The 21191-nt window shown below is 67.3% G+C and carries 22 protein-coding genes; 5 read left to right on the top strand and 17 right to left on the bottom strand.

Annotated features, from left to right (window positions below):
• Positions 1–56 precede the first annotated feature (56 nt).
• Both NQ034_RS05205 and ald read left to right on the top strand, forming a co-directional pair.
• Complete coding sequence (locus NQ034_RS05205) at positions 57–1265, top strand: acyl-CoA dehydrogenase family protein (RefSeq protein WP_257047433.1); 1209 nt, start codon at positions 57–59, stop codon at positions 1263–1265.
• 173 nt (positions 1266–1438) lie between these two features.
• Entirely contained in the window at positions 1439–2554 is a 1116-nt protein-coding gene (ald, locus tag NQ034_RS05200) for an alanine dehydrogenase (RefSeq protein WP_257047431.1), read from the top strand.
• Between the two features lie 19 nt (positions 2555–2573).
• On the opposite strand, the gene NQ034_RS05195 is transcribed toward ald, so the two are convergent.
• The 9 genes from NQ034_RS05195 to rpsB form a co-directional block, all read right to left on the bottom strand.
• A complete protein-coding gene (locus NQ034_RS05195) occupies positions 2574–3209 on the bottom strand; it encodes a hypothetical protein (RefSeq protein WP_257047430.1) in 636 nt (211 codons plus the stop codon).
• Positions 3210–3224: 15 nt separating this feature from the next.
• Positions 3225–3782: a DivIVA domain-containing protein gene (locus NQ034_RS05190; protein ID WP_257047429.1), complete on the bottom strand. Its 558-nt coding sequence runs from the start codon at positions 3780–3782 to the stop codon at positions 3225–3227.
• A gap of 118 nt (positions 3783–3900) precedes the next feature.
• The gene (rlmN, locus tag NQ034_RS05185) at positions 3901–5262 is read right to left on the bottom strand and encodes a 23S rRNA (adenine(2503)-C(2))-methyltransferase RlmN (protein ID WP_257047428.1); all 1362 of its coding nucleotides are present in this window, start codon (positions 5260–5262) and stop codon (positions 3901–3903) included.
• Between the two features lie 112 nt (positions 5263–5374).
• Positions 5375–6745: an FAD-binding oxidoreductase gene (locus NQ034_RS05180; protein WP_257047427.1), complete on the bottom strand. Its 1371-nt coding sequence runs from the start codon at positions 6743–6745 to the stop codon at positions 5375–5377.
• A 43-nt stretch (positions 6746–6788) separates the two neighbouring features.
• Positions 6789–7709 carry a phosphatidate cytidylyltransferase gene (locus NQ034_RS05175; protein WP_257047425.1) on the bottom strand — a complete coding sequence of 307 codons (921 nt, stop codon included), beginning with the start codon at positions 7707–7709 and terminating at the stop codon, positions 6789–6791.
• Between the two features lie 3 nt (positions 7710–7712).
• On the bottom strand, positions 7713–8270 hold the full coding sequence (gene frr, locus NQ034_RS05170) for a ribosome recycling factor (RefSeq protein ID WP_257047424.1): 558 nt from the start codon (positions 8268–8270) through the stop codon (positions 7713–7715).
• Positions 8271–8420: 150 nt separating this feature from the next.
• Positions 8421–9173: a UMP kinase gene (pyrH, locus tag NQ034_RS05165; RefSeq protein WP_257047423.1), complete on the bottom strand. Its 753-nt coding sequence runs from the start codon at positions 9171–9173 to the stop codon at positions 8421–8423.
• Between the two features lie 159 nt (positions 9174–9332).
• Positions 9333–10160, bottom strand: coding sequence for a translation elongation factor Ts (gene tsf, locus NQ034_RS05160; protein ID WP_257047422.1), 828 nt, complete (start codon positions 10158–10160; stop codon positions 9333–9335).
• A 14-nt stretch (positions 10161–10174) separates the two neighbouring features.
• Positions 10175–11032 carry a 30S ribosomal protein S2 gene (rpsB, locus tag NQ034_RS05155; RefSeq protein WP_257047421.1) on the bottom strand — a complete coding sequence of 286 codons (858 nt, stop codon included), beginning with the start codon at positions 11030–11032 and terminating at the stop codon, positions 10175–10177.
• 496 nt (positions 11033–11528) lie between these two features.
• Between rpsB and NQ034_RS05150 the strand changes: the two genes are divergently transcribed.
• From NQ034_RS05150 to NQ034_RS05140, 3 genes are all read left to right on the top strand, one after another.
• Entirely contained in the window at positions 11529–12509 is a 981-nt protein-coding gene (locus NQ034_RS05150; protein ID WP_257047420.1) for a D-alanyl-D-alanine carboxypeptidase family protein, read from the top strand.
• 203 nt (positions 12510–12712) lie between these two features.
• Positions 12713–13876 (top strand): inorganic phosphate transporter, encoded by a 1164-nt coding sequence (locus tag NQ034_RS05145; protein WP_257047418.1) that lies wholly within the window; start codon positions 12713–12715, stop codon positions 13874–13876.
• Positions 13873–14112 (top strand): hypothetical protein, encoded by a 240-nt coding sequence (locus NQ034_RS05140; protein ID WP_257047417.1) that lies wholly within the window; start codon positions 13873–13875, stop codon positions 14110–14112. Before NQ034_RS05145 ends, NQ034_RS05140 begins: the two co-directional genes overlap by 4 nt.
• Positions 14113–14243: 131 nt before the next feature.
• Here the strand turns inward: NQ034_RS05140 and NQ034_RS05135 are convergent, their stop codons facing one another.
• The 8 genes from NQ034_RS05135 to NQ034_RS05100 form a co-directional block, all read right to left on the bottom strand.
• On the bottom strand, positions 14244–15308 hold the full coding sequence (locus NQ034_RS05135; RefSeq protein ID WP_257047416.1) for a tyrosine recombinase XerC: 1065 nt from the start codon (positions 15306–15308) through the stop codon (positions 14244–14246).
• A 31-nt stretch (positions 15309–15339) separates the two neighbouring features.
• A complete protein-coding gene (locus NQ034_RS05130) occupies positions 15340–16584 on the bottom strand; it encodes a DNA-processing protein DprA (protein ID WP_257047415.1) in 1245 nt (414 codons plus the stop codon).
• Positions 16581–18113, bottom strand: a complete 1533-nt coding sequence (locus NQ034_RS05125) for a YifB family Mg chelatase-like AAA ATPase (protein WP_257047414.1) — start codon at positions 18111–18113, stop codon at positions 16581–16583. Before NQ034_RS05125 ends, NQ034_RS05130 begins: the two co-directional genes overlap by 4 nt.
• On the bottom strand, positions 18110–18460 hold the full coding sequence (locus NQ034_RS05120) for a YraN family protein (RefSeq protein ID WP_257047413.1): 351 nt from the start codon (positions 18458–18460) through the stop codon (positions 18110–18112). Before NQ034_RS05120 ends, NQ034_RS05125 begins: the two co-directional genes overlap by 4 nt.
• Positions 18461–18780: 320 nt before the next feature.
• Positions 18781–19095, bottom strand: a complete 315-nt coding sequence (locus tag NQ034_RS05115; RefSeq protein WP_257047412.1) for a DUF2469 domain-containing protein — start codon at positions 19093–19095, stop codon at positions 18781–18783.
• Between the two features lie 46 nt (positions 19096–19141).
• Complete coding sequence (gene rnhB / locus NQ034_RS05110) at positions 19142–19834, bottom strand: ribonuclease HII (RefSeq protein ID WP_257047411.1); 693 nt, start codon at positions 19832–19834, stop codon at positions 19142–19144.
• Positions 19831–20658, bottom strand: a complete 828-nt coding sequence (gene lepB / locus NQ034_RS05105) for a signal peptidase I (protein WP_257047409.1) — start codon at positions 20656–20658, stop codon at positions 19831–19833. The genes rnhB and lepB overlap by 4 nt, the downstream gene beginning before the upstream one ends.
• 87 nt (positions 20659–20745) lie before the next feature.
• The gene (locus tag NQ034_RS05100) at positions 20746–21183 is read right to left on the bottom strand and encodes a hypothetical protein (protein WP_257047408.1); all 438 of its coding nucleotides are present in this window, start codon (positions 21181–21183) and stop codon (positions 20746–20748) included.
• Positions 21184–21191: the final 8 nt, after the last annotated feature.

Raw genomic sequence — 21191 nt, 5'->3', positions numbered from 1 at the left:
ACCGCACGCCAGGGCGCGGGCAAGACCGCGACATCGCTTGAAGGAGCAGAACTCGCATGGCCAAGACCATCACCCCGGATCAGCTGCTGGGCATCGATTCGGTATTCGACAAGGACGATCTCGAGTGGGCCGGCATCGTCCGCAGCTGGCTCGACGACAACGTCCGTGAGAACATCGGCGACTACTACCTCGACGGCACCATTCCCGCCCGCGAGCTGGCGGAGGGCCTGGGCGAGCTGGGCGTGCTGGGCATGCACCTCGAGGGTTACGGCTGCGGCGGCTCGACGGCCACGCAGTACGGCCTGGCCTGCCGCGAACTCGAAGCGGTCGACTCCGGCCTGCGCTCCCTGGTCAGCGTCCAGGGCTCCCTGGCGATGTTCGCCATCCACCACTGGGGCTCGGAGGACCAGAAGAACGAATGGCTGCCGAAGATGGCAGCCGGCAAGGCGATCGGCTGCTTCGGTCTGACGGAACCCGATGTCGGCTCCGACCCTGCGGGCATGAAGACGCACGCGAAGAAGGACGGCGACGACTGGATCCTCAACGGCGCCAAGATGTGGATCACGAACTCCCCCGTGGCCGACGTCGCCGTGGTCTGGGCGAAGACCGAGGAGCTGGACAAGAAGGGCCGGCCGATGGTCCGCGGCTTCGTGGTCCCCACCGACACCCCCGGGTTCTCCGCGCCGAAGATCCAGCGCAAGCTGTCCCTGCGCGCCTCGATCACCGGTGAGATCGTGCTGGACAATGTGCGCCTGCCCGCCGATGCGATGCTGCCCAAGGCCGAGGGCCTCAAGGGTCCCCTGTCGTGCCTGTCAGAGGCCCGCTTCGGCATCGTCTTCGGCGTCACCGGCGCTGCCCGCGACGCACTGGAGGCGGCGCTGGACTACACCGGCACGCGCATCCAGTTCGACCGTCCGCTGTCGTCCTTCCAGATCTCCCAGCAGAAGCTGGCCAAGGCCTTCGGCCAGTACTCGCAGATCACGCTGCTGGCCGCCCACCTGGGCCGAATCAAGGATTCAGCGGCCGGAGTCACCCCGGAGCAGATCTCCCTGGGCAAGATGGTCAACGCCGATACCGCGATGAACATCTGCCGCGATCTGCGCGCGCTGTTCGGCGGTTCGGGCATCACCAGTGAGTACCCGGTGCTGCGCCATGCGATCAACCTGGAGACGGTGCTGACCTATGAGGGCACCCACGAGGTCCACCAGCTGACGATCGGCCGCGCGCTCACGGGCATCAACGCCTTCGCGAACTACCAGGGCTGACCCGGATTCGCCGAGCCGGTGAAAATGTGCGCTGTTCCTCCGGGGGCAGCGCACATTTTCAATGGCCCGGCGCCGGGTTGCTTTAAAGGTCTGGCGGATATACCTTTTAGTCGAGAGCGCGGCGCCCGTCCGCGTTCACTCCTGTCAACGACGACAAACGGAGGACACAGGGAATGAGAATCGCCGTCCCGACCGAAATCAAGAACAACGAGAACCGTGTGGCACTGACCGATGAGGGTGCCCATGAACTGATCCACGCCGGCCACGAGGTCTTCGTCCAGTCGGGCGCGGGCCTGGGCTCGCTCATCACCGACGAAGCCTATCGCGCGGCGGGCGCCACCGTGCTCGAGACCGCGGAGCAGACCTGGGCCGCCGGAGAGCTGCTGCTCAAAGTCAAGGAGCCGGTGGCCGAGGAGTACCGGTACCTGCGGGCCGATCAGACGGTCTTCGCCTATCTGCACCTGGCCGCCGATCGGCCGCTGACCGATGCCCTGGTCGCCTCGGGCACCACGGCCATCGCCTATGAGACAGTGCAGCTGAACGACCGCAGCCTGCCCCTGCTGGCGCCGATGAGCGAGATCGCCGGCCGCTTGGCCGCCCAGGTGGGCGCCGAACAGCTGCTGACGGTCAACGGCGGGCGCGGGGTGCTGCTGTCAGGGGTGCCGGGGGTGACACGCGCCGAGGTCGTGGTGATCGGCGCGGGCGTCGCAGGTTTCAACGCCGCGCGGATCGCCGCGGGACTGGGTGCCAATGTGCAGGTCTTCGACATCGACATCCCGCGGCTGCGCCATATCGACGAGCTCATGGGACACGCCGTGCAGACCAGGGTGTCGGGGAAGATGGCACTTGCCAGGGCGGTCGCCGAGGCGGACCTGGTGATCGGCTCCGTGCTGATCCCCGGTGCCCGCGCCCCCAAACTGGTCACCGACGAGATGGTCGCGGGGATGAAGGCCGGCAGCGTGCTCATCGACATTGCGATCGACCAGGGCGGGTGCTTCGAGAACTCACGGCCCACCACGTACCAGGACCCCACCTTCAGAGTCCACGGTTCGACGTACTACTGCGTGGCGAACATGCCGGGCGCCGTGCCCTCGACGGCCACCCGTGCCCTGTGCAATGCCACCCTGCCCTTTACGCTGCGGCTGGCCAACGCCGGTGTCGAGCAGGCGCTGCGCGCCGATCCGGCTCTGTCCAGGGGCCTGAACACCATGGCGGGAGCCCTGACGAATGCAGGGGTGGCCGCGGCCCACGGGCTGGCGGCGGTCGAACCCGCCGCCGCGCTGGGCTAGCCAATGCCGGCGGAGCGGGTCACATGCGCTGGCGCGCGGTGATCCGCCCGCCGTCCGCCGTTTCCTCCACGACCAGATCGGCCGGCAGTTCCAAAGCGGGGGCCGGTTCGATCCGGCCATCGCGCACCAGCACCTCGAGGACGGCCGCGAAGTCTGGCGCGCTGATGCGCACGCCCTCGACGTGACTGGGCAGTTTCCGCATCGAACGCCGCTGCAGTTCACTCAGCCCCGCGCCGGTCGCGGTCTGCGACGGCTCGGCGGCCTCGACCCGGATCGGGGCGGCGGGATCGGCGGTGAGCAGCCCGCCCAGGCGCAATACGGCCAGGCGCACCAGTTCGCGGGCCAGAGCCGGGACCTCGGCGGTGATGTGTACCCGCGCATCGGGAGTGTCGTCCTGGACGCCGTCCGCCGAAACCCCTACGCCCAGCAGGCGCAGCACCCCTGCGATCTTCGCGACCCGGTCCAGGCCCTGTTCGAAGCTGAGCACCACGGTGTCGCCGGCCGCATTGTCGGCGCGCAGGAAGTCGTCGTCGGCCCGGCCCATGACGATCGGATAGTCCAACAGGTCGAATGTCGGATTGAGCAGCCCGGGATGGTCCTCGGATAACACGCCGGGACGGACGAACCAGTGCGGTTCACGGGTGAAGGGCGACATCGTGTTCGGGACCTCTCAGTCGACGCTGGCCATGACCTCGACGACGCGGTCGATGAACGCGTCGACCTGGTCCTCGTTGTACGCCTTGTGCCCACGGCGGGTCTTGAACAGCACCCGGCGGACCTCGTCGACGCTCATCGGGACACCGTCGGAGAGGTAGGCCCGGATCTTGTCGCACAGCGCGTCGACCTCGGTCAGGTCGTAGCCGATCCGGCCCGGTTCAGCCTGATCGAAGCGCTCCCCATAAGGCCGCTGCAGGCGTCCCCGCAGGCTGCCGGCAGCGCGCGTGAGCTCATTGACCCAGGCATTCTGCCCGGCGCCCGCGATCAGCTGTTCCTGGGCGCGCTTGGCGAAGGCGTCCTCCAAACGGTCCAGAGCGGCGTCGACCACGCCCACGTGGTAGCCCTTGCGGACAAGGTCGAATCCGACGGTGCGCACGGCGCGAGCGTCCAGATCGCCGGGCAGCGTCGTGGAGCGTTCGAAGGATTCACGCGCCCGCTTGAAGAAGCTGTCGACCTGTGCAGGATCGTAGCCGCTCTTCCAGCCCGTCATGCGCGGGAAGTTCGTTTCCATTCCGCCCTTTCCTCCGCCCGGGGTAGTGCCGGGAACCACACCCGGGAGATCCCGGGAAGACACATCTTCTGTAGATCTTAGCGGGTGTGGCGCTCCCGTGATTCTCAGGAAGCCGAACTCATTCGGCGGCGGCCAGCTGTCCGCACGCCCCGTCGATGTCCTTGCCCCTGGTGTCGCGGATCGTCGTCGGCACACCATTGGCCACCAACCGGTCCACGAATTCCTGCGCCACGGCCGGGTCACTGGCCGTCCACACCGAACCGGGAGTCGGGTTGAGCGGGATCGGATTGACGTGCACCCAGCCGCGGCCGCGCGCATTGAGCTTCTTGGCCAGCAGTTCGGCGCGCCACGCGTGATCGTTCATGTCCTTGATCAGCGCGTACTCGATGCTGACCCGTCGTCCCGTGGTCTTGTAGTAGTTGTAGGCAGCGTCGATTGCCTCGTCGGCCTTCCAACGCGTATTAACCGGGATCATCTCGTCGCGCAGTTCGTCGTCCGGCGCGTGCAGGCTCAGCGCGAAGGTCACCGGAATGTCCTCGGCGGCCAGCTTGTTGATCGCCGGGACCAGGCCCACCGTCGACACCGTGATCCGGCGCGCGCTCATGCCCAGGCCGTTCGGCTGCGGATCGGTGAACCGGCGTACCGCGTTCATCACGCGCTTGTAGTTGGCCAGCGGCTCGCCCATGCCCATGAAGACGATGTTCGTCACGCGTTCGGGACCGGAGTGCGCAGGGGCCTGCCCCGTGCCATGGGCCGCGGCCGAGGCGTAACCCGCCTTGGCCACGCCCGTCGAGTGGCTGCCGGGCCGACCGGCGCGGTCGGTCTCGTCCTCATCGGACTCGCCCCCGACCTCGGCGGCGGCGTGGCCCAGGAAGTCCAGGTCCTCCGGCGCGTCCTGCGCGAGTTCGCCCGCGGCGATGACCTGATTGGCCCGCACCACCTGTTCGACGATCTCGGCGGTGGACATATTGCGGGTCAGGCCCTGCTGGCCGGTGGCGCAGAAGGGACAGTTCATCCCGCAGCCGCACTGGCTGGACACGCACAGGGTGATGCGGTTGCGATAGCGCATCAGCACCGATTCGACCAGGGCGCCGTCGAACAACCGCCACAGGAACTTGATGGTGTCCCCGTTCGCGGTCTTCAGCCGCCGCACCTCGTTCAGCAGCGGCGGGAAGAAGCGCTGCGCCAACTCATCCCGCTTGCCCTGCGGCAGATCCGTCATCGCCTGGGGATCCGTCGTATTGTGCACGAAATAGTGCGTGGAGAGCTGCTTGGCCCGGAAACCGGGCAGGCCCATCTCCTTGACCGCCGCGATGCGTTCGTCCATCGTCATATCGGCCAGGTGCTGCGGGGGCTGCTTGACCCTGGGGGACTTGAAGTTCAGCAGCGGCCGCCCGCCGCGGGTGGGTGTGCGCGAGGTGGTCCCATCCTCGTGTTCGACGACGGGACGGACCTGCCTGCGTGGTTTGAAATCAGCCATAACCTGTCAATTCAACCACGCCGGACCCACGCTTAGGACAGGCTGCGTGAGCAATCGCACCACAACCCGCCCGCGCCACATCCGCTCGCGTGGCATTCGGGCGGACAGTGCCTCAGGAGAACACCTTGCCCGGGTTCATGATGTTGTGCGGGTCCAGTGCCCGCTTCACCGCCCTGTGCATCGCAATCACCTCGGCGCTGAGCTCGCGGGACAGTCCGCCCATCTTCAGCAGGCCGATCCCGTGTTCACCGGAGACCGTGCCCCCGGCGTCCAGCGCCGCCTGCAGGATCTCCTCGAAGGCCTGCTGCGCGCGCACCCGTGCCGCATCGTCGCCGGCGGGCACGACCAACAGCGGGTGCAGATTTCCATCACCGGCGTGTGCGATCTGCGCCAGTTGCACCTGGTTGCGCTCGCCGATCTCCTGGATCCGGGCCAACACCTCGGGCACCTTGGACCGGGCGACCACGACGTCCTCCGTGAGCACCGGGCCCAGCCGTTCCAGAGCCGGATAGGCCAGGCGGCGGGCGGCGAAGAAGGCATCGGCCTCGTCCTTGTCCTCGCTGATGGCGGCCATCGTGGCGCCGGCCGATTCGAATGCGGCGACGATCTTCTCCGCCTCGGCGCGGCCGGCCTCTCCCAGGAGGTCGCTCGATGCCAGCAGCACGACCTCGGCGTCGGCCGACAGTCCCATGTTCTTCCAGTCGTCCACCGCCTTCAGGCAGTACTTGTCGACCAGCTCCAGCGCCGCGGGGATGACTCCCGCGGCGGTCACATTGGCCACGCCCTGGCCGGCGTCGACCAGGCTGTCGAAGTAGCCGATGATCGCACGGGTCTCCGTGGGCAGCGGTACCAGACGGACCTTGATCTCGACGATCACGCCCAGGGTGCCCTCGGAGCCGGTGTAGAGGCCGCGGAAATCGTAGCCGGCGACGTCCTTCGCGGTGCGCTTGCCCACCCGGACGAGTTCGCCCAGGCCGTTGACCAGTTCGAGTTCGAGCACGTATTCGCTCGTCACCCCGTACTTCACGCAGCACAGCCCGCCGGCGTTGGTCGAGACGTTTCCGCCGATCGAGGACCACGGCGCGCTGGCGGGATCCGGCGGGTACCACAGACCGTCATCGGCCACCCGCGCCCGCAGATTGTCGTTGACCACCCCCGGCTGCACGGTGGCCGTGCGCTCCACCGGATCCACGTCCAGGATCGTCTGCATCCGGTCGAAGGAGATGACCAGGCAACCGGCGATCGCATTGGCGCCACCGGACAGACCGGTCCCGGAACCGCGTGGGACGATCGGCACGGAGTGCTCGATGCACCAATTCACGGCCGCCACGACCTGCTGCTTGTCGTGTGGGCGCAGCACCGCCAGCGCGGTCTCATAGGGGGCCCATTCCGCATCGTCGTGCAAGAACCGGTCCATCACATCGGGATCCGTGATGAGGCACTGGGGCCCCACCAGGTCCGCCAGGGTTGAGATATCAGGCATGCCACATTCCTATCATGTGTGGGCTAGGCGGCAGTGCCGGGTTTCAGCCGTTGAGGAACCCGGGCAGGAAGCTGAACAGCGCCAGGGCCACCGGTGCCGTCGGGAGGATCGAATCGAGCCGGTCCATCACCCCGCCGTGCCCGGGCAGCAGCGTGCCCATGTCCTTGAGGCCCAGATCGCGTTTGATCATCGATTCGGAGAAGTCGCCCAGGGTCGCGAAGGCGGGCACCACCAGGCCCAGCACCAGGCCGGTCCACCAGGGCGCCTGCACCAGGAGGACGGCCAGGCAGATGCCCACTCCCACCGCGAACACGGTGGAGCCCAGGTAGCCCTCCCAGGACTTCTTCGGCGAGATCGACGGAGCGATCGGGTGGCGCCCCATCAGGACGCCGAAGACGTATCCGCCGGTATCGGAGGACACGCACAGTGCCAGGAAGGTCGCCACCATCGCATTGCCGTGGTCCTGTGCGAGCAGATAGACGACGAATGAGGCCATCAGGCCCACATAGGTCAGCGCGAACAGGTTGAGGCAGAAGTCCTTGACCGGGTTGGCGCAGTTGCGGACCAGGATGATCCACATGATGAGCCCCGAGCCGACGGTGAATACCGCCCACAGCGCCTCCCGTCCGCCGAAGTAGGCGGCGAGCACCATGAGCACGCCCACTCCGATGGTGGGCCAGCGCAGCACCTGGGAACCCGACTTGCTCAACGCGTCGGAGAGCTCCCAGAGGCTAGCGCCCACCCCGATGACGACGACGATGAGGAACAGCGGCGGCCAGATGACCAGGCTGAGGATGACGATCCCGCCGAGCACCACGCCCACGCCGATCGCCGCGGGCAGATTGCGCCCGGCCTTGCCGTAGTCCTTCGCCTCGGGGGGTTCGACGAGGGGATGTTCCGCGGTTCTGGTGTCCTCCGGGTCGAATCCCGGGGGCACCTGCGCCGCCGCTCCGTCTTGGGACACCGCTCAGACCTCGAGCAGTTCCTTTTCCTTTGCGGCCAACAGCTTGTCGACCGCCTCGACCTTCTGCTTGGTCAGGTCCTCGAGCTCGGAGACGGCGCGGTGCAGGTCGTCTTCACCGAACTCGCCGTCCTTCTGGGCCTTCTCCAGGGTTTCCTTGGCCTTGCGGCGAACGTTGCGGATGGCGACCTTGCCGTCTTCGGCATCGCCCTTGACGATCTTGACGTATTCCTTGCGGCGCTCCTCGGTGAGCTCCGGCAGGACGATGCGGATGATGTTTCCGTCGTTGGCGGGGTTGGCGCCCAGATCCGAGTTGCGCAGGGCGGTTTCGATATTGCCCAGCGCGGTGCGGTCGAAGGGAGTGATGAGAATGGTCCTGGCCTCAGGCACCTGGAAGGACGCCAGCTGCTGCAGCGGCGTGGGTGCGCCGTAGTAGTCCACGGGAAGTTCGGCGAACAGGCTGGGATTCGCCCGGCCGGTGCGAACGTTCGCGAAAGCGTCCTTCGTCGCGTCGATCGAGCTGTCCATCTTCGAGCCGGCCTCGGCCAGCGTTTCCTTGATCATGGAGGTTCTCTCTTCGTAGGGTTCTTCTCCCGGCCGGGCTGGGGCCCACGGGCGTTTGAAACCAGTGTAGTCGGTGCGCTCGTGCGCTTCGGGCGCGGCGTGGAGCACCCACCGGGCCGAGCGGCTCCGGTGGGTGCTGTGGGGCAGGTGTCAGGCGGCGGTGACCGAGGTGCCGATCTGGGCACCGGCGATCGCGGCCTGCAGGTTGTCCGTGCCCTCCATGCCGAACACGCGCATCGGCAGGCGGTTGTCCATGCACAGGCTGAAGGCAGTCGAGTCGACGACCTTGAGACCGCGGGCCAGGGCGTCCTGATAGGTGATGTGATCGATCTTGACCGCCGAGGCGTCCTTCTTCGGGTCCGCCGTGTACACGCCGTCCACACCGTTCTTGGCGATCAGCACCTCATCGGCGCGAATCTCCAGCGCGCGCTGGGCTGCAACGGTGTCGGTGGAGAAGTAGGGCAGGCCGGCGCCGGCACCGAAGATGACGACGCGGTCCTTCTCCATGTGGCGGATGGCGCGGCGCGGGATATAGGTCTCTGCGACCTGGGTCATCGGAATGGCCGACTGCACGCGGGTGTCGACGCCGGCCTGCTCCAGGAAATCCTGCAGGGCCAGGCAGTTCATCACGGTGCCCAGCATTCCCATGTAGTCGGCCCTGGTCCGGTCCATTCCGCGCTGCTGCAGTTCGGCACCGCGGAAGAAGTTGCCGCCACCGACCACGATGCTGATCTCCACTGCGGGCGAGGCCGCGGCGATCTGCCTGGCCACACCGGAGACGACGTCCGGATCGACGCCGACGTTTCCTCCGCCGAACACCTCACCGGAGAGCTTGAGCAGGACGCGCCGCTTGGAGGTGCGCAGCGGATCGTTGGCGTGAGCGGACACGGGCGTTTCGGACATAGGTTCCCTTTCGAACGGTGCAACCACGATTTTGACCATCGTACAGTTTAGCGCGCACGCCAGGCGGGCGCACAAAGGCCGAGGCCGCACCCCGGTGACATCACAGTGTCACCCGGGTGCGGCCTCGGCCTGCGGATCCTCCCGGTGGGAGGATGCGGATCAGTTGCCCACGCGGAAGCGCAGGAAACCGGTGGCCTTCAGGCCGGCGTCGGACAGGATCTTGCCGACGGAGACCTTCGGGTCCTTGGCGAAGCCCTGGTCCAGCAGAGCGTTCTCCTTGTAGAAGCCGTTGAGGCGGCCTTCGACGATCTTCGGCAGGGCGGCCTCGGGCTTGCCCTCGTTCTTCGTCAGTTCGGTCAGCACCTGGCGCTCGTGCTCGACGATCTCCGCGGGGATGTCCTCGCGGGAGAAGTACTTCGGCGTCAGAGCGGCGATGTGGACTGCCACATCGTGGGCCACGGCCTGGTCGTCGCCCTCGTAGGCCAGCAGCACGCCGACCTGCGGGGGCAGGTCCTTGTTGGTGCGGTGCAGGTAGGACTCGACGTGCTGGCCCTCGATGCGGGCCACGCGCTTGAGTTCGACCTTCTCGCCCAGCGAGGCGCCGCCTTCGGTGATGATCTGGGAGACGGGCTTGCCGTCGACCTCGACCGCCAGGAAGGATTCCGCGTCCGCGGCGTTGTTGGCAACGGCCAGGTCCAGGATCTGGTTTGCCAGTTCGATGAACTTATCGGACTTGGCGACGAAGTCGGTCTCCGAGTTGAACTCGATGATCGTGCCGACGCCGTTTTCGACGTGGGTGGCGATCAGGCCGTCGGAGGTCGAACGACCTTCGCGCTTGGTCGCGCCCTTGATGCCCTTGAGGCGCAGGGCCTCGGCCGCAGCGGCCTGGTCGCCATCGGCGGCGTCGAGGGCCTTCTTGACGTCGAGCATGCCGGCGCCGGTCTTCTCACGCAGCGCCTTGATGTCGGCTGCCGTGTAGTTAGCCATGGATTCTCCTCTTCTTACTTCTCAGCAGCGGCGTCTTCGACCGGAGCCTCAGCAGCGGCCTCGGCGGCGGGAGCCTCCGTGGCGGGGGCTGCAGCGTCGGCATCCTTGCCCTCGAGGACCTCGCGCTCCCATTCGGGCAGCGGTTCGACGGCGGAGACGTTCTTCTCACCCTCATCGGCGGAGTGGCGCTTGATCAGACCCTCGGCGACGGCGTCGGCGACCACGCGGGTCAGCAGCTGCACGGAGCGGATCGAGTCGTCGTTGCCGGCGATCGGGTAGTCGACCTGGTCGGGGTCGCAGTTGGTGTCGAGGATCGCGATGACCGGGATGCCCAGCTTGCGGGCTTCGTCGACGGCCAGGTGTTCGCGGTTGGTGTCGACGATCCACAGCGCGGACGGGGTGCGCTGCATATCGCGGATGCCGCCCAGGGTGCGCTCGAGCTTGTCCTTCTCGCGGCGCAGGATGAGCAGTTCCTTCTTGGTGTGGCCGGAACCGGCGACATCGTCGAAGTCGATCTCTTCGAGTTCCTTCAGGCGACGCAGACGACCGGAGATCGTCTGGAAGTTCGTCAGCATGCCGCCGAGCCAGCGGTGGTTGACGTAGGGCTGGCCGACGCGCTTGGCCTGCTCTTCGATGGCTTCCTGCGCCTGCTTCTTGGTGCCGACGAACAGGATCGAGCCGCCGTGGGCGACGGTTTCGCGCACGAATTCGAAAGCGCGATCGATGTGGGTCAGCGTCTGCTGCAGATCCACGATGTAGATGCCGTTGCGCTCCGTGAAGATGAAGCGCTTCATCTTCGGGTTCCAACGACGGGTCTGGTGACCAAAGTGCACGCCGCTTTCCAGCAGCTGGCGAGTGGTGACGACGGCCATGCCGCACACCCCTTTCCTGGGCGCCCCAACCAGGGGCGCACTGTTGAGTCATGCTGCCGCGCACGGGCACGATGTGCCCGAAGGACCGCATGACGGATTCCGGTTGATTCCTGGTATCCGTCCGGATGCCGGCGACTCCCTGCCCGGCGCCTGGTTGTGACCATGCGCGCTTCGGGCTGTGGATTCGCACCGTCGGCATACTCGGATGCATCGGATACGCGAAGTCGAAAGGCGTCATAAGACACTTTCCGCTGTGGCGATTCTATCCCGGCCGGTCAACGAGCGACAAGCCGGATACCGCACCGACACCAGTGATTCAGGGCACATGGGTGAATGTGCACCGCGGGTCACCGCCCTGTGGACCGCGTGCCCACCGTGTGTTCATCGGACTGTGGACACGGTGCCGGCATCCACAGCTCCGCCGAGGGCTCTTCCCACAGTGCCCCGGACCGGCTGTGCTGGAGGCATCGAGAGCCGATGGACTCCAGGAGGAACGATGTCCACTCCCCCGCCCCGCGACACCCTGCTCATCGCCGTGTGCGCTGCCCTGATGACCGTCATGGCCAGCTTGGTGGCGCTGCCGGCCCGGGCCCAGGAGACGCCCAACTGGCTCAGCCCGGTGGCCGGTTTCACGATCAGCAGGGCCTTCGACAAGCCCGCCCAGAACTGGAATTCCGGCCACCGGGGGATCGATGTGGCCGCCGGGTTCGGCGAGCCGGTGCGGGCCCCGGCCGATGCCACCGTGACCTTCGCAGGGTCGATCGCCGGCCAGGGATCGCTGACCCTGGACACCGGCGATTACACCGTCTCCTTCACCGGCGTCGCTCCCCGGGTGAAGAAGGGCGCGACGGTGGCAATCGGAGATGCCATCGCCGAGGTCTCAGCACCCGGACACTGCGAGACCGGCTGCGTGCACATCGGAGTGTGGCGCAGTGGTGCGGCCAAGGACTATCTGAACCCTGCGGATTTCTTCGGCGCGGACTATTCCGTCCTCCTGGCCATGGCACAGGCACCCGATGAACTCCCCGCCCTGCCGGCCGGCGGGTCGGACTCCCGCTCGGGTGCGGGAGCCTGGGGTGGGCACTCGAATGGGCGCATCCCCGAAGTGGCGCTGTGCCCCATTGCGACCGCGCCCGGACACCGGCAGCGCTGCGATGCGGCCAGAGCATTCGACCTGCTCAGCGGAGCCTTCAAACAGCGCTTCGGCCACCACATCTCGGTCACCGACTCCTATCGCGACTATGCGACCCAGGTCAGCGTCAAGGCGCGCAAAGGGCGGATGGCCGCGACCCCCGGCCGCTCGAATCACGGCTGGGGCCTGGCAGTGGACCTGGGCAGCGGGATCAGTTCCTTCGGCAGCCCCCAGCACGAGTGGATGCGGCAGAACGCTCCCCGCTACGGCTGGATCCACCCCGCCTGGGCGCGCACCTCGGGAACACTTCCCGAACCGTGGCACTGGGAGTTCCGCGCCGGCTGAGTCGGTCCGAGCACCCGCGAATGCGTAATGCGCATCACCGCATGGGACCTGCTTCACTGCGCGGCATGCACGGACGGTGACACCAAGGTGAACATCAGGTGAATTCGCCCGGGAGGGCCCGAATTGGCTTGGCACCAGGTGCCCGCAGGGCGTGAAAATGGACGAAGAACACCGTCAAGTCCGCCGAGTAGTTAAGGCCCCCTGTGTCCCTTACATTCACGCTCTTCATCGTCGTGGTCGTCGTGGTCGTGGCACTCGCCTTCGACTTCACGAACGGCTTCCACGATTCCGCGAACGCCATGGCGACTTCCGTCGCCACGGGCGCGTTCACCCCCAGGACCGCGGTGCTGGTGGCGGCCGTCCTCAACGTCATCGGCGCGTGCATGTCCACCGAGGTCGCCAAGACGATCTCCGGCGGACTGTTCGATGAGAATCTCGTGACGCCACAGTTGGTTCTGGCAGGGCTGGCCGGCGCCATCATCTGGAATCTCATCACCTGGTTGTTCGGGCTGCCGTCCTCTTCCTCCCACGCACTGTTCGGCGGTCTGATCGGCGCGGTCCTTTTCACCGCCGGAACCCAGGGCATCCACGCCGGGGTCGTCGTCTCGAAGATCCTGCTGCCGGCGCTCATCGCCCCCGTGGTCGCCGCCGTCGCCTCGGCGATCGCCACAAAGCTGACCTACAAGATCTCCAACCCCGACGACAAGTACTCACAGCGGCTCTTCCGCAACGGCCAGCGGGTCTCCGCCTCGCTCGTCGCCCTGGCACACGGAACCTCGGACGGACAGAAGACGATGGGCGTCATCACCCTGGTGCTCATCGCCGCTGGGTTCCAGACCGGCGGGACCGGACCCCAGTGGTGGGTCATCATCTCCGCCGGGCTGGCGATCGGCCTTGGCACCTTCTCCGGGGGCTGGCGCATCATGCGCACCATGGGCAAGGGCCTGACCGATATCCAGACCCCGCAGGGCTTCGCAGCCGAAACCTCCTCGACCGTGGCGATCCTGGCCTCGAGCCACCTGGGCTTCGCCCTGTCCACCACCCATGTGTGCACGGGATCCGTCGTGGGCTCCGGCCTGGGCCGCGGCACCGCGGTCCGCTGGGGCACCTTCGGGAAGATGGCCCTGGCCTGGCTGATCACCCTGCCGGCCGCCGGCCTGGTGGGCGGCGTGACGGCGCTGATCGCCAATACGGGCGGTTACGCCGGACCACTGATCGTCCTGGCCCTCTTGGCAGCGGGCTCCCTGGCCATCGTCATCCACGCATCGAAGACGAAGATCGATGCGAAGAACGTCAACGAAGCGCGGGACGTGGTCGTCATGGCCGGTCCCACGACCACACCGAAGACTCAGGAGGTTGCGGCATGAGCATCGATTGGATGTCCCTGGCCGTGGTCTGCGGCATCACGGTGGGCGCCACCGCCGTGATCGCCATCATCGTGGCCACCAGCGCCAAACTACTGGACCGTTCACATGTCCACGAGGTCAATTCCGGACCGTCCGCTCAGGCCAGCGCCGAACGAATCGGCGGCATGGTCCTCCTTGCCGTCGTCGGCCTCATGCTGTTGTTCGGACTGTGGCTGATCGTGCCCTACTTCCACTGATTTCTCCCCGAAATGCCTACTGCGGGCCATGAGCGATGAGCTCATGGCCCGCAGTGCGTATATCGGCAGTGCTTCGGGCCCACTGTGTTGGCCGGCGCTGCCGCAGACCCGCGGTGCGTCTCGACGGCGCTTCAAGCTCTGGGGTGGGCCTGTTCGTAACCTTCGCGCAGCCGCCGCATGGAGACATGCGTGTAGATCTGGGTGGAGTTGAGGCTGGAATGGCCCAGGTATTCCTGCACCTGGCGGATGTCCGCCCCGTTCTCCACCATATGGGTGGCCGCGGAGTGCCGCAGCCCGTGCGGGGCCAGCTCCGGGGAGCCCGCCTGCCCGGCGGTCGCCGCATGGACGACCCTTCTGACCTGGCGCACATCGATCCGGCCCCCGCGGGCTCCCAGGAACAGCGCCTGGCCCGAACGCGGTCCGAACAGTTCCGGCCGGCCCTGCGCCAGCCAGGCGTCCACCGCGGACTGGGCGGGCACACCGTAGGGCACCCGGCGTTCCTTGTTGCCCTTGCCCAATACCGTCACCATGCGGATCGAGTCATCGACCGCGTCCACGTCCAGGGCGGCGAGTTCGGACACGCGCATCCCCGTGGCGTAGAGGAGTTCAAGCATAGCGGCGTCGCGCAGCCGCTGGGCCCGCTCACGGGGTGCGGCATCCTGGGACGCGGCTTCCTGAGATGTGCTGTCCCGAGATGCAGTGTCCTGCAGCGGTGCGCCCGCTGGAAAATCTTCCTGGGGTTCGGTGTCCTGCACGGGTGTGCACTCCGGATGGGCCAGGGCCTCCGCCCGGTCGAGCACTCCGGCGGCCTGCTCCTGCTTGAGTACCGCGGGCAAGCGCGAGGCCCGTTTGGGGCTGACGAGGCGGGCCGCCGGATTCCCCCGGGTCAGGCCCTGCCGCTGACAGTAGGCGCCGAAGGCCCGCAGTCCCGCGATGTGCCTGGCCACCGTGCCCGCTGCCCGGTTCTGATTGTGCATGTCCCACAGCCAGCCGCGCAGATTGCCCAGTTCCACCTGGTCCAGGGCCGGGGGCTCTCCCCCGGAGTCCGCCAGCAGGAAGTCGAAGAAGCCGCGAACATCGGCGCTGTAACTGCGCACAGTGTGCTGCGAGGCCGCGCGTTGGATGCGCAGGTCGTCCAGGAAGCCCTCGAGTGCCCGCTGGTATTCGGACGGGTAGGGGGAAGCTGCTTCGTCCATGCGCCAAGTCTAGATCCCCTGCGCGCTCCGGTCATCCGGTTCCGCGCACCTTGACCCAGCCGGCGGCCGAGTGTTCGGCGTGCCCGGTCAGCTCCAGTTCGGCGAGCGCCGCCATCGCCTGCCGATGGGTGATCCCCGCCTTGACGGCCAGGACGGTCGGGTCGACTCCCCCGCGCAGCGGCAGGGCGCTGTAGAGCCGGAGCTGTTCGGGACTCATCCCGTCCGTGGGCCGGGTCAGGACCGGCTGGGCTGGTCCTTCCGTGTCCGCCAGCTCTCCGATCCCGCCCACCAGCTCGCGGACCTCTGCTGCTGTGCTGACCAATACGGCCTGGCCCTCGCGGATGATCTTGTGGCAGCCGGCGGATTCCCCGTTGAAGACGGAACCGGGGAAGGCCCCCACCGGGCGCATCAGCCCACTGGCTTTGTTCGCGGTGCTGAAGGAGCCCGAGCGCCAGCCGGCCTCCATCACGATCGTCCCCAGTGAGAGTGCTGCGATGATGCGGTTGCGGTCGAGGAAGCGGTGCCGCATGGCGGTGGCTCCGGGCGGGAGTTCGGTGACCACGGCGGAGCGTGCTGCGACCTCGTCGAGCAGCGCCGAGTTCTGTTTCGGATACCACTGGTCGATCCCGCAGGCCATGACCGCCACCGTGCTGGGGACGTCCGCTTCCGGTTCCGTGGCTGCGCGCGCAGCAGCGGCGTCGAGGGCCGCAGCGTGGGCTACGGCGTCGATGCCCAGCGCCCCGCCGGAGACGACCGTGTGCCCGTGGCCCACCAGATCCATGACCACGGTGCGGGTCAGGGCCAGGCCGTATTCGGTGGCCGCGCGGGTGCCGACGATGGCGATGGGGGCGACGAGGGCCCGGTTCAGGGGCAGTCCGCCGCGCACCCAGAGGCCCAGCGGTGCGAAGAGGCCCAGATCGTCCAGGGCGTGGGGCCATTCGGCGTCGCCGGGGATGACGAGGCGGGCCCGGCCGGTGCGCAGCAGTGCCGCGTCGTTGTCGAGGTTGACCAGCGGCAGCCGGGCATTCCAGGTCTCCCACTCATTGCGCAGGCGGACCCCATCCGGTTCCATCCCCTGTTCGGCCACGATTGCCTGCAGCGCGTCGATGGCGGTGTCACGTCCCCCGGTGATCAACTCGAGCGTGTCCTCTGCGCCCAGCTGCAGGCAGGCGGCTTTGAGAGTGGGCCGACCGGGTTCGGTCAGATGCATGAGCAGGGCCGTCGCCCGGCGCTGCTGCGGACTGCTCGTCTTCGCGTCCATGGTGTCGTGTGTCATCGCACATCCTTCATTCGCAGGGCGAAGGCCTGGAGGACGTGCTCCCGGCCCAGTCGATCGATTCCGTCGAGGTCCGCCAGGCTGGTCGCCACCCGGAGGATGCGGGTGAAGCCGCGGGCCGACAGCAGCCGGCGCTCCATCGCATCGTGCAATGGGGCCGTCTCCTTGCGCGTCAGGGCGAAGTGGTCGAGCAGGAAGGCCCCGTCGGCCTTCGCGTTGAGTTCCCATGGCAGACCGGCATAGCGTTCCGTTTGGGCAGCTCTGGCCCGCTCCACCCGGGCCGCGACCGTCGCCGAGGTCTCCTGTGGGCGGCCACTGACCAAGTCGGCCGGCGCGACCGGCAGCATGTTGAGTTGGATGTCGATGCGGTCCAACAGGGGCTCGGAGAGTTTGCTCCGGTAGCGCTTGCGCTGCGCCGGAGTGCAGATGCACCGGTTTCCGGGGGCCCCGGAGGCCCCGCACGGGCAGGGGTTCGACGCCATGATGAGTTGGAAGTCGCTGGGCATGCGCACCGAGCCCCAGGAGCGTTCGATATTGCAGTAGCCGTGTTCCAGGGGTTCGCGCAGGGATTCGAGGACGTCGCGCGAGAATTCCGGGACCTCGTCCATGAACAAGATGCCACGGTGTGCCCGGCCGATCACGCCCAGCCTGCCGTATTTGGAGGTGCCGATGAACGCGGCCCTGGTCGCCGAATGGTGTGGGGCCTCAAACGGCGCGACGACGCACAGGTGATTGCCCGGTTCGATCACCCCGTCGGTCGAGCGCAGGGCGAGGACCTCCATGGCGGCCTCCGGGGTCAGTGGGGGCACGATGGACGGCAGACATTCGGCCAGCAGGGTCTTGCCTGCGCCAGGGCTGCCGGTCATGTACATGTGGTGGCCGCCGGCCGCGGCGACTTCCAGGGCGAAGCGGCCCTGGGCCTGGCCCTGGACTTCGGCCAGGTCGTGGGTGGTGCGGGGCAGCGCCACTTGGGGGATGTCCATTTCCACCGCGGGCAGGCCGGTCTCGCGCACCCGGCCGCCCAGACTGTTGACGACCTGGGCCAGGTCGACGGCGCCCAGGACCCGCATGCCGGTGACCATGGAGGCCTCATCGAGGTTGGCCCGCGGCACGATCATCCGCTCGAAGCCCGCGGCCTGGGCCGCCATCACGGCCGGCAGCACCCCGGTGACAGGGTGCAGGCGGTTGTCCAGGCCGAGTTCCCCGTAGCACACGATGTCCTCGCATCCGCCTGGCACCAGGGTCTCCGCCGCCAGGATCGCCAGGGCGATGCCCAGGTCGAAGACCGTGCCCTCTTTGCGCAGGTTGCCTGGCGACAGGCTCACGGTGATGCGCTGCTGGGACAGGGTCACGCCCATATTGCTGATCGCCGCGCGCACCCGCTTCTTCGATTCGCTCACGGCGGCGTCCGGCAGGCCCACGATGTCGATTCCCGGCAGGCCGGAGTTGAAGCTCGCCTCGATGGCCACGGTCTTGCCCGTCATGCCCAGGACCGCCACGGCGGCGCTGCGGCCCACCCGCCCGGTCATTGCGCGGCCTCGACGTGGGTGATCAGCGGATCGCCGGGACCCAGCACGATACCGATCGCATCGATCCGGATCTGGGGCTCCCAGGTCCGGTGTTCGCTCAGCCAGGCGCCGGCCAGTCGGCGCAGCCGTTGCAGCTTGGAGTAGCCGATCGCCTCCAGGGGGTGGCCGGAGCGCACCGAGGTGCGGGTCTTGACCTCGACGAAAACCAGGGTGCGTCCCTCGCGGGCCACGATGTCGATTTCGCCTAAGCGGCAGCGCCAGTTGCGCTGCACGATCTCCCAGCCCTTGGCCTCAAGGAAGGCCGTGGCCAGGTCCTCCCCCGTGCGTCCCACCGTCTGATTCGTCATGGCCCCAGGGTGCAGGGACCGGTTCGCTCCGGCCAGGGGTCATGCGTCCCCTGTGGACGATGCATGGGGTTCCACAGGGCCGAGGACGCACGGTGGGACGCTCGTGCAGTTGACTCTGGTGCGGCACATTTGCGGGCAGATCGTGCCGAATAGGGCTGTGACCAGTCCGGCATCGGGCCGTCCACCGGCCGGTGACGCCGCGGTCGCCCGGCGTCCACAGGTCGATGATGCACCGATCGCCGGAGCCCAGTCGGTGTGGTGGAGACCGGCCGGTGCGGTGGAGCCCGGCGTGCCGAGACACCAGGCGAGTTCACGGAGGTTCAGCGCAGGGCGCTGGGCGGCTCCAAGTCCGATTTGGCGATCTCTTCGACGTTGACGTCCTTGAACGTGAAGACGTGGACCTGCTTGACGAAGCGGGCTGAGCGGAACGTGTCCCAGACCCAGGCGTCGCCCAGGCTCAGTTCGAAGTACACGTCATCGGATTCGTGATGCGCCTTGAGGTCGACGGAATTGCACAGGTAGAACCGGCGTTCGGTTTCCACGACATAGGTGAACAACGGCAGGATGTCGCGGTACTCCCGGTACAGCGACATCTCCATATCGGCTTCGAAATCGTCGAGGTCCTCTGCACTCATGGCGCCATCCTAATCGATCGGTAGTAGCCGGGTCCGCCCGGCGCGCTCAGCGCAGTTTGAAGGACCGCCGGTGGTGGGAGGTGATGCCCAGCTGTGCGACGGCGGCCTTGTGCGCCGGGCTCGGGTAGCCGGCATTGGATTCCCATCCATAGCCGGGGAAATCCACGGCCAGGGCGTGCATGAGCTCATCGCGGGCCACCTTGGCGACCACACTGGCCGCGGCGATCGTGACATAGGTGCCATCGCCCTTGACGAAGGTGCGCACCGGCGGGACCGGGACCTCGGCCGAGGGTCCGAAGACCGCCGCCGCATCCAGGGTCAGGTTCTGCGAGAGCCAGTCGAAGCTCCCGTCGAGGAGCACCAGGTCCGCCGGCGTCAGCTGGGAGAGTGCCCGGCGGCCGGCCAGGCACAGGGCCAGGCTGATGCCGAGCGCGTCGATCTCCGCCGGCTGGGCGTAGGCCACCGCGGTGTGCGGGTTCCAGCCGGCGATGGCCTCGACCATGCTGGTGCGCGCCGTGGCGCTGAGTTTCTTCGAGTCGTCCAGGCCGGCGGGGATTCGGGACTCCGGAGCCTCGCCTGCCAGCAGGGTGGGTAAATCGAACCGGGCCGCACCGACCCCGACGGGCCCTGCGATGCAACCGCGGCCCACCTCGTCCATGCCGATGACGGACTCGATTCCGGACGCCAGCAGTTCGCGTTCCAGGGTCAGGTCGGTCAGCCCCCGATGCGTCCGCCTCATCGATTCGTCGCCATCGTGTCGGACAGCGTGGGTGCCGAACTGGACTTACCGGTGTCTCTCAGTCCACCGGCGTCGCCGTCGCCGCCGGCCGGGTCCTCTCCCGGGTCCGTGTCCGGTACCTTGGCGAAGACCTCGCTGGGGTTGCGCAGGATGCGCATCCGGTTCGAGGGCCAGTTGATGGCGAAGGCCTGGCCGACGATATTGTCCTCCGGCACGAAGGGCCCGCCAGCCGATTCCTGGTTGTAGCGCGAGTCCGCCGAGTTCGAGCGGTTGTCGCCCATCACCCAGTAGTGTCCGGCCGGGACGCGGACATTGAAGGCCATAGAGGACGGTTCGATGCCCGAGGACAGGTAGGTTTCGTCGATCGGCTGGCCGTTGACGGTGATGCGGCTCTGCTCATCGCAGCACACCACGTGGTCGCCGCCCACGCCGATCACGCGTTTGATCAGCTGTTGGCCGGCATCGGCGGGGACCAGGCCGATGAATTCGAGGACGGGATTGGGCTTGTACTCGTCGATCGTCGACTGTCCCAGCCAGCCGCCCGGATCGTCGAAGACGACGATGTCCCCGCGCTTGGGGTGGTTCCACGGCAGTTGGTTGACCAGGATGTGGTCGTGCACCTGGAGGGTGTCCTCCATGGACTCCGAGGGGATGAAGAAGGACCGCATAACCCAGGTCTTGATCCCCGTGGACAGCAGGAGGGCGATGATGAGGATGATGACGACCTCGCGTACGCCACCCCAGAATTTCTGTGCCGGGGTCTTCGGCTGTCTCGCTTGGTCTTTTCGCCCGCGCGCCGCGGGTACCTGACTGGCTGAACTCACAACGGTCAAGTCTACCGGTCTCGGACTGTGTGGGGCCTGTGTCCCAAGCCGGGGCACGGGCCAGATCACGGTCCATCTCGCCGGCCCTCAGGGTTTGAGCTCCGGATCGTCCAACTTCTCCACGCTTCGCTTTCCGACCGGCCGTTCGGTGGTCACGATGATGGTGGACTCCGCACCTTCGGCAGTACACGCCTCCGGGGCAGCGGGCCGGGCTCCTTCGATCAGCGCGATGCTGATGGTCTGGGCCGATTCCCTTAAGACAGTCCGGTAGCCAAAGCACTCGGATGTGCCGGAGATGAACGACAGTCCGATACGGTGTGCGTCGAGTATCTTGAGCCCCGACCAATCGATGGTGTGCTCCGAATGCAGGTCGTCGTGCTGTTCCTCCGGGGCAGGACTGGGCCCCGGCGCATCGGCTGTCACGTGCTGAGAAGAGCTACCCGAGGACTGCGCCGAAGCGCACGATGCCAGGAGGAACAGTGGCAGCACAAGGCAGATACGCAACAGTGGCTTTTTCCCCAACATCACCCCAT

Origin of the sequence: Brevibacterium moorei, assembly GCF_024580735.1 — a bacterium.
GTDB classification, from domain to species: Bacteria; Actinomycetota; Actinomycetes; order Actinomycetales; family Brevibacteriaceae; genus Brevibacterium; species Brevibacterium moorei.
The sequence above is the reverse complement of the archived record's forward strand: the minus strand, read 5'-3'. Positions and strand labels throughout refer to the sequence as shown.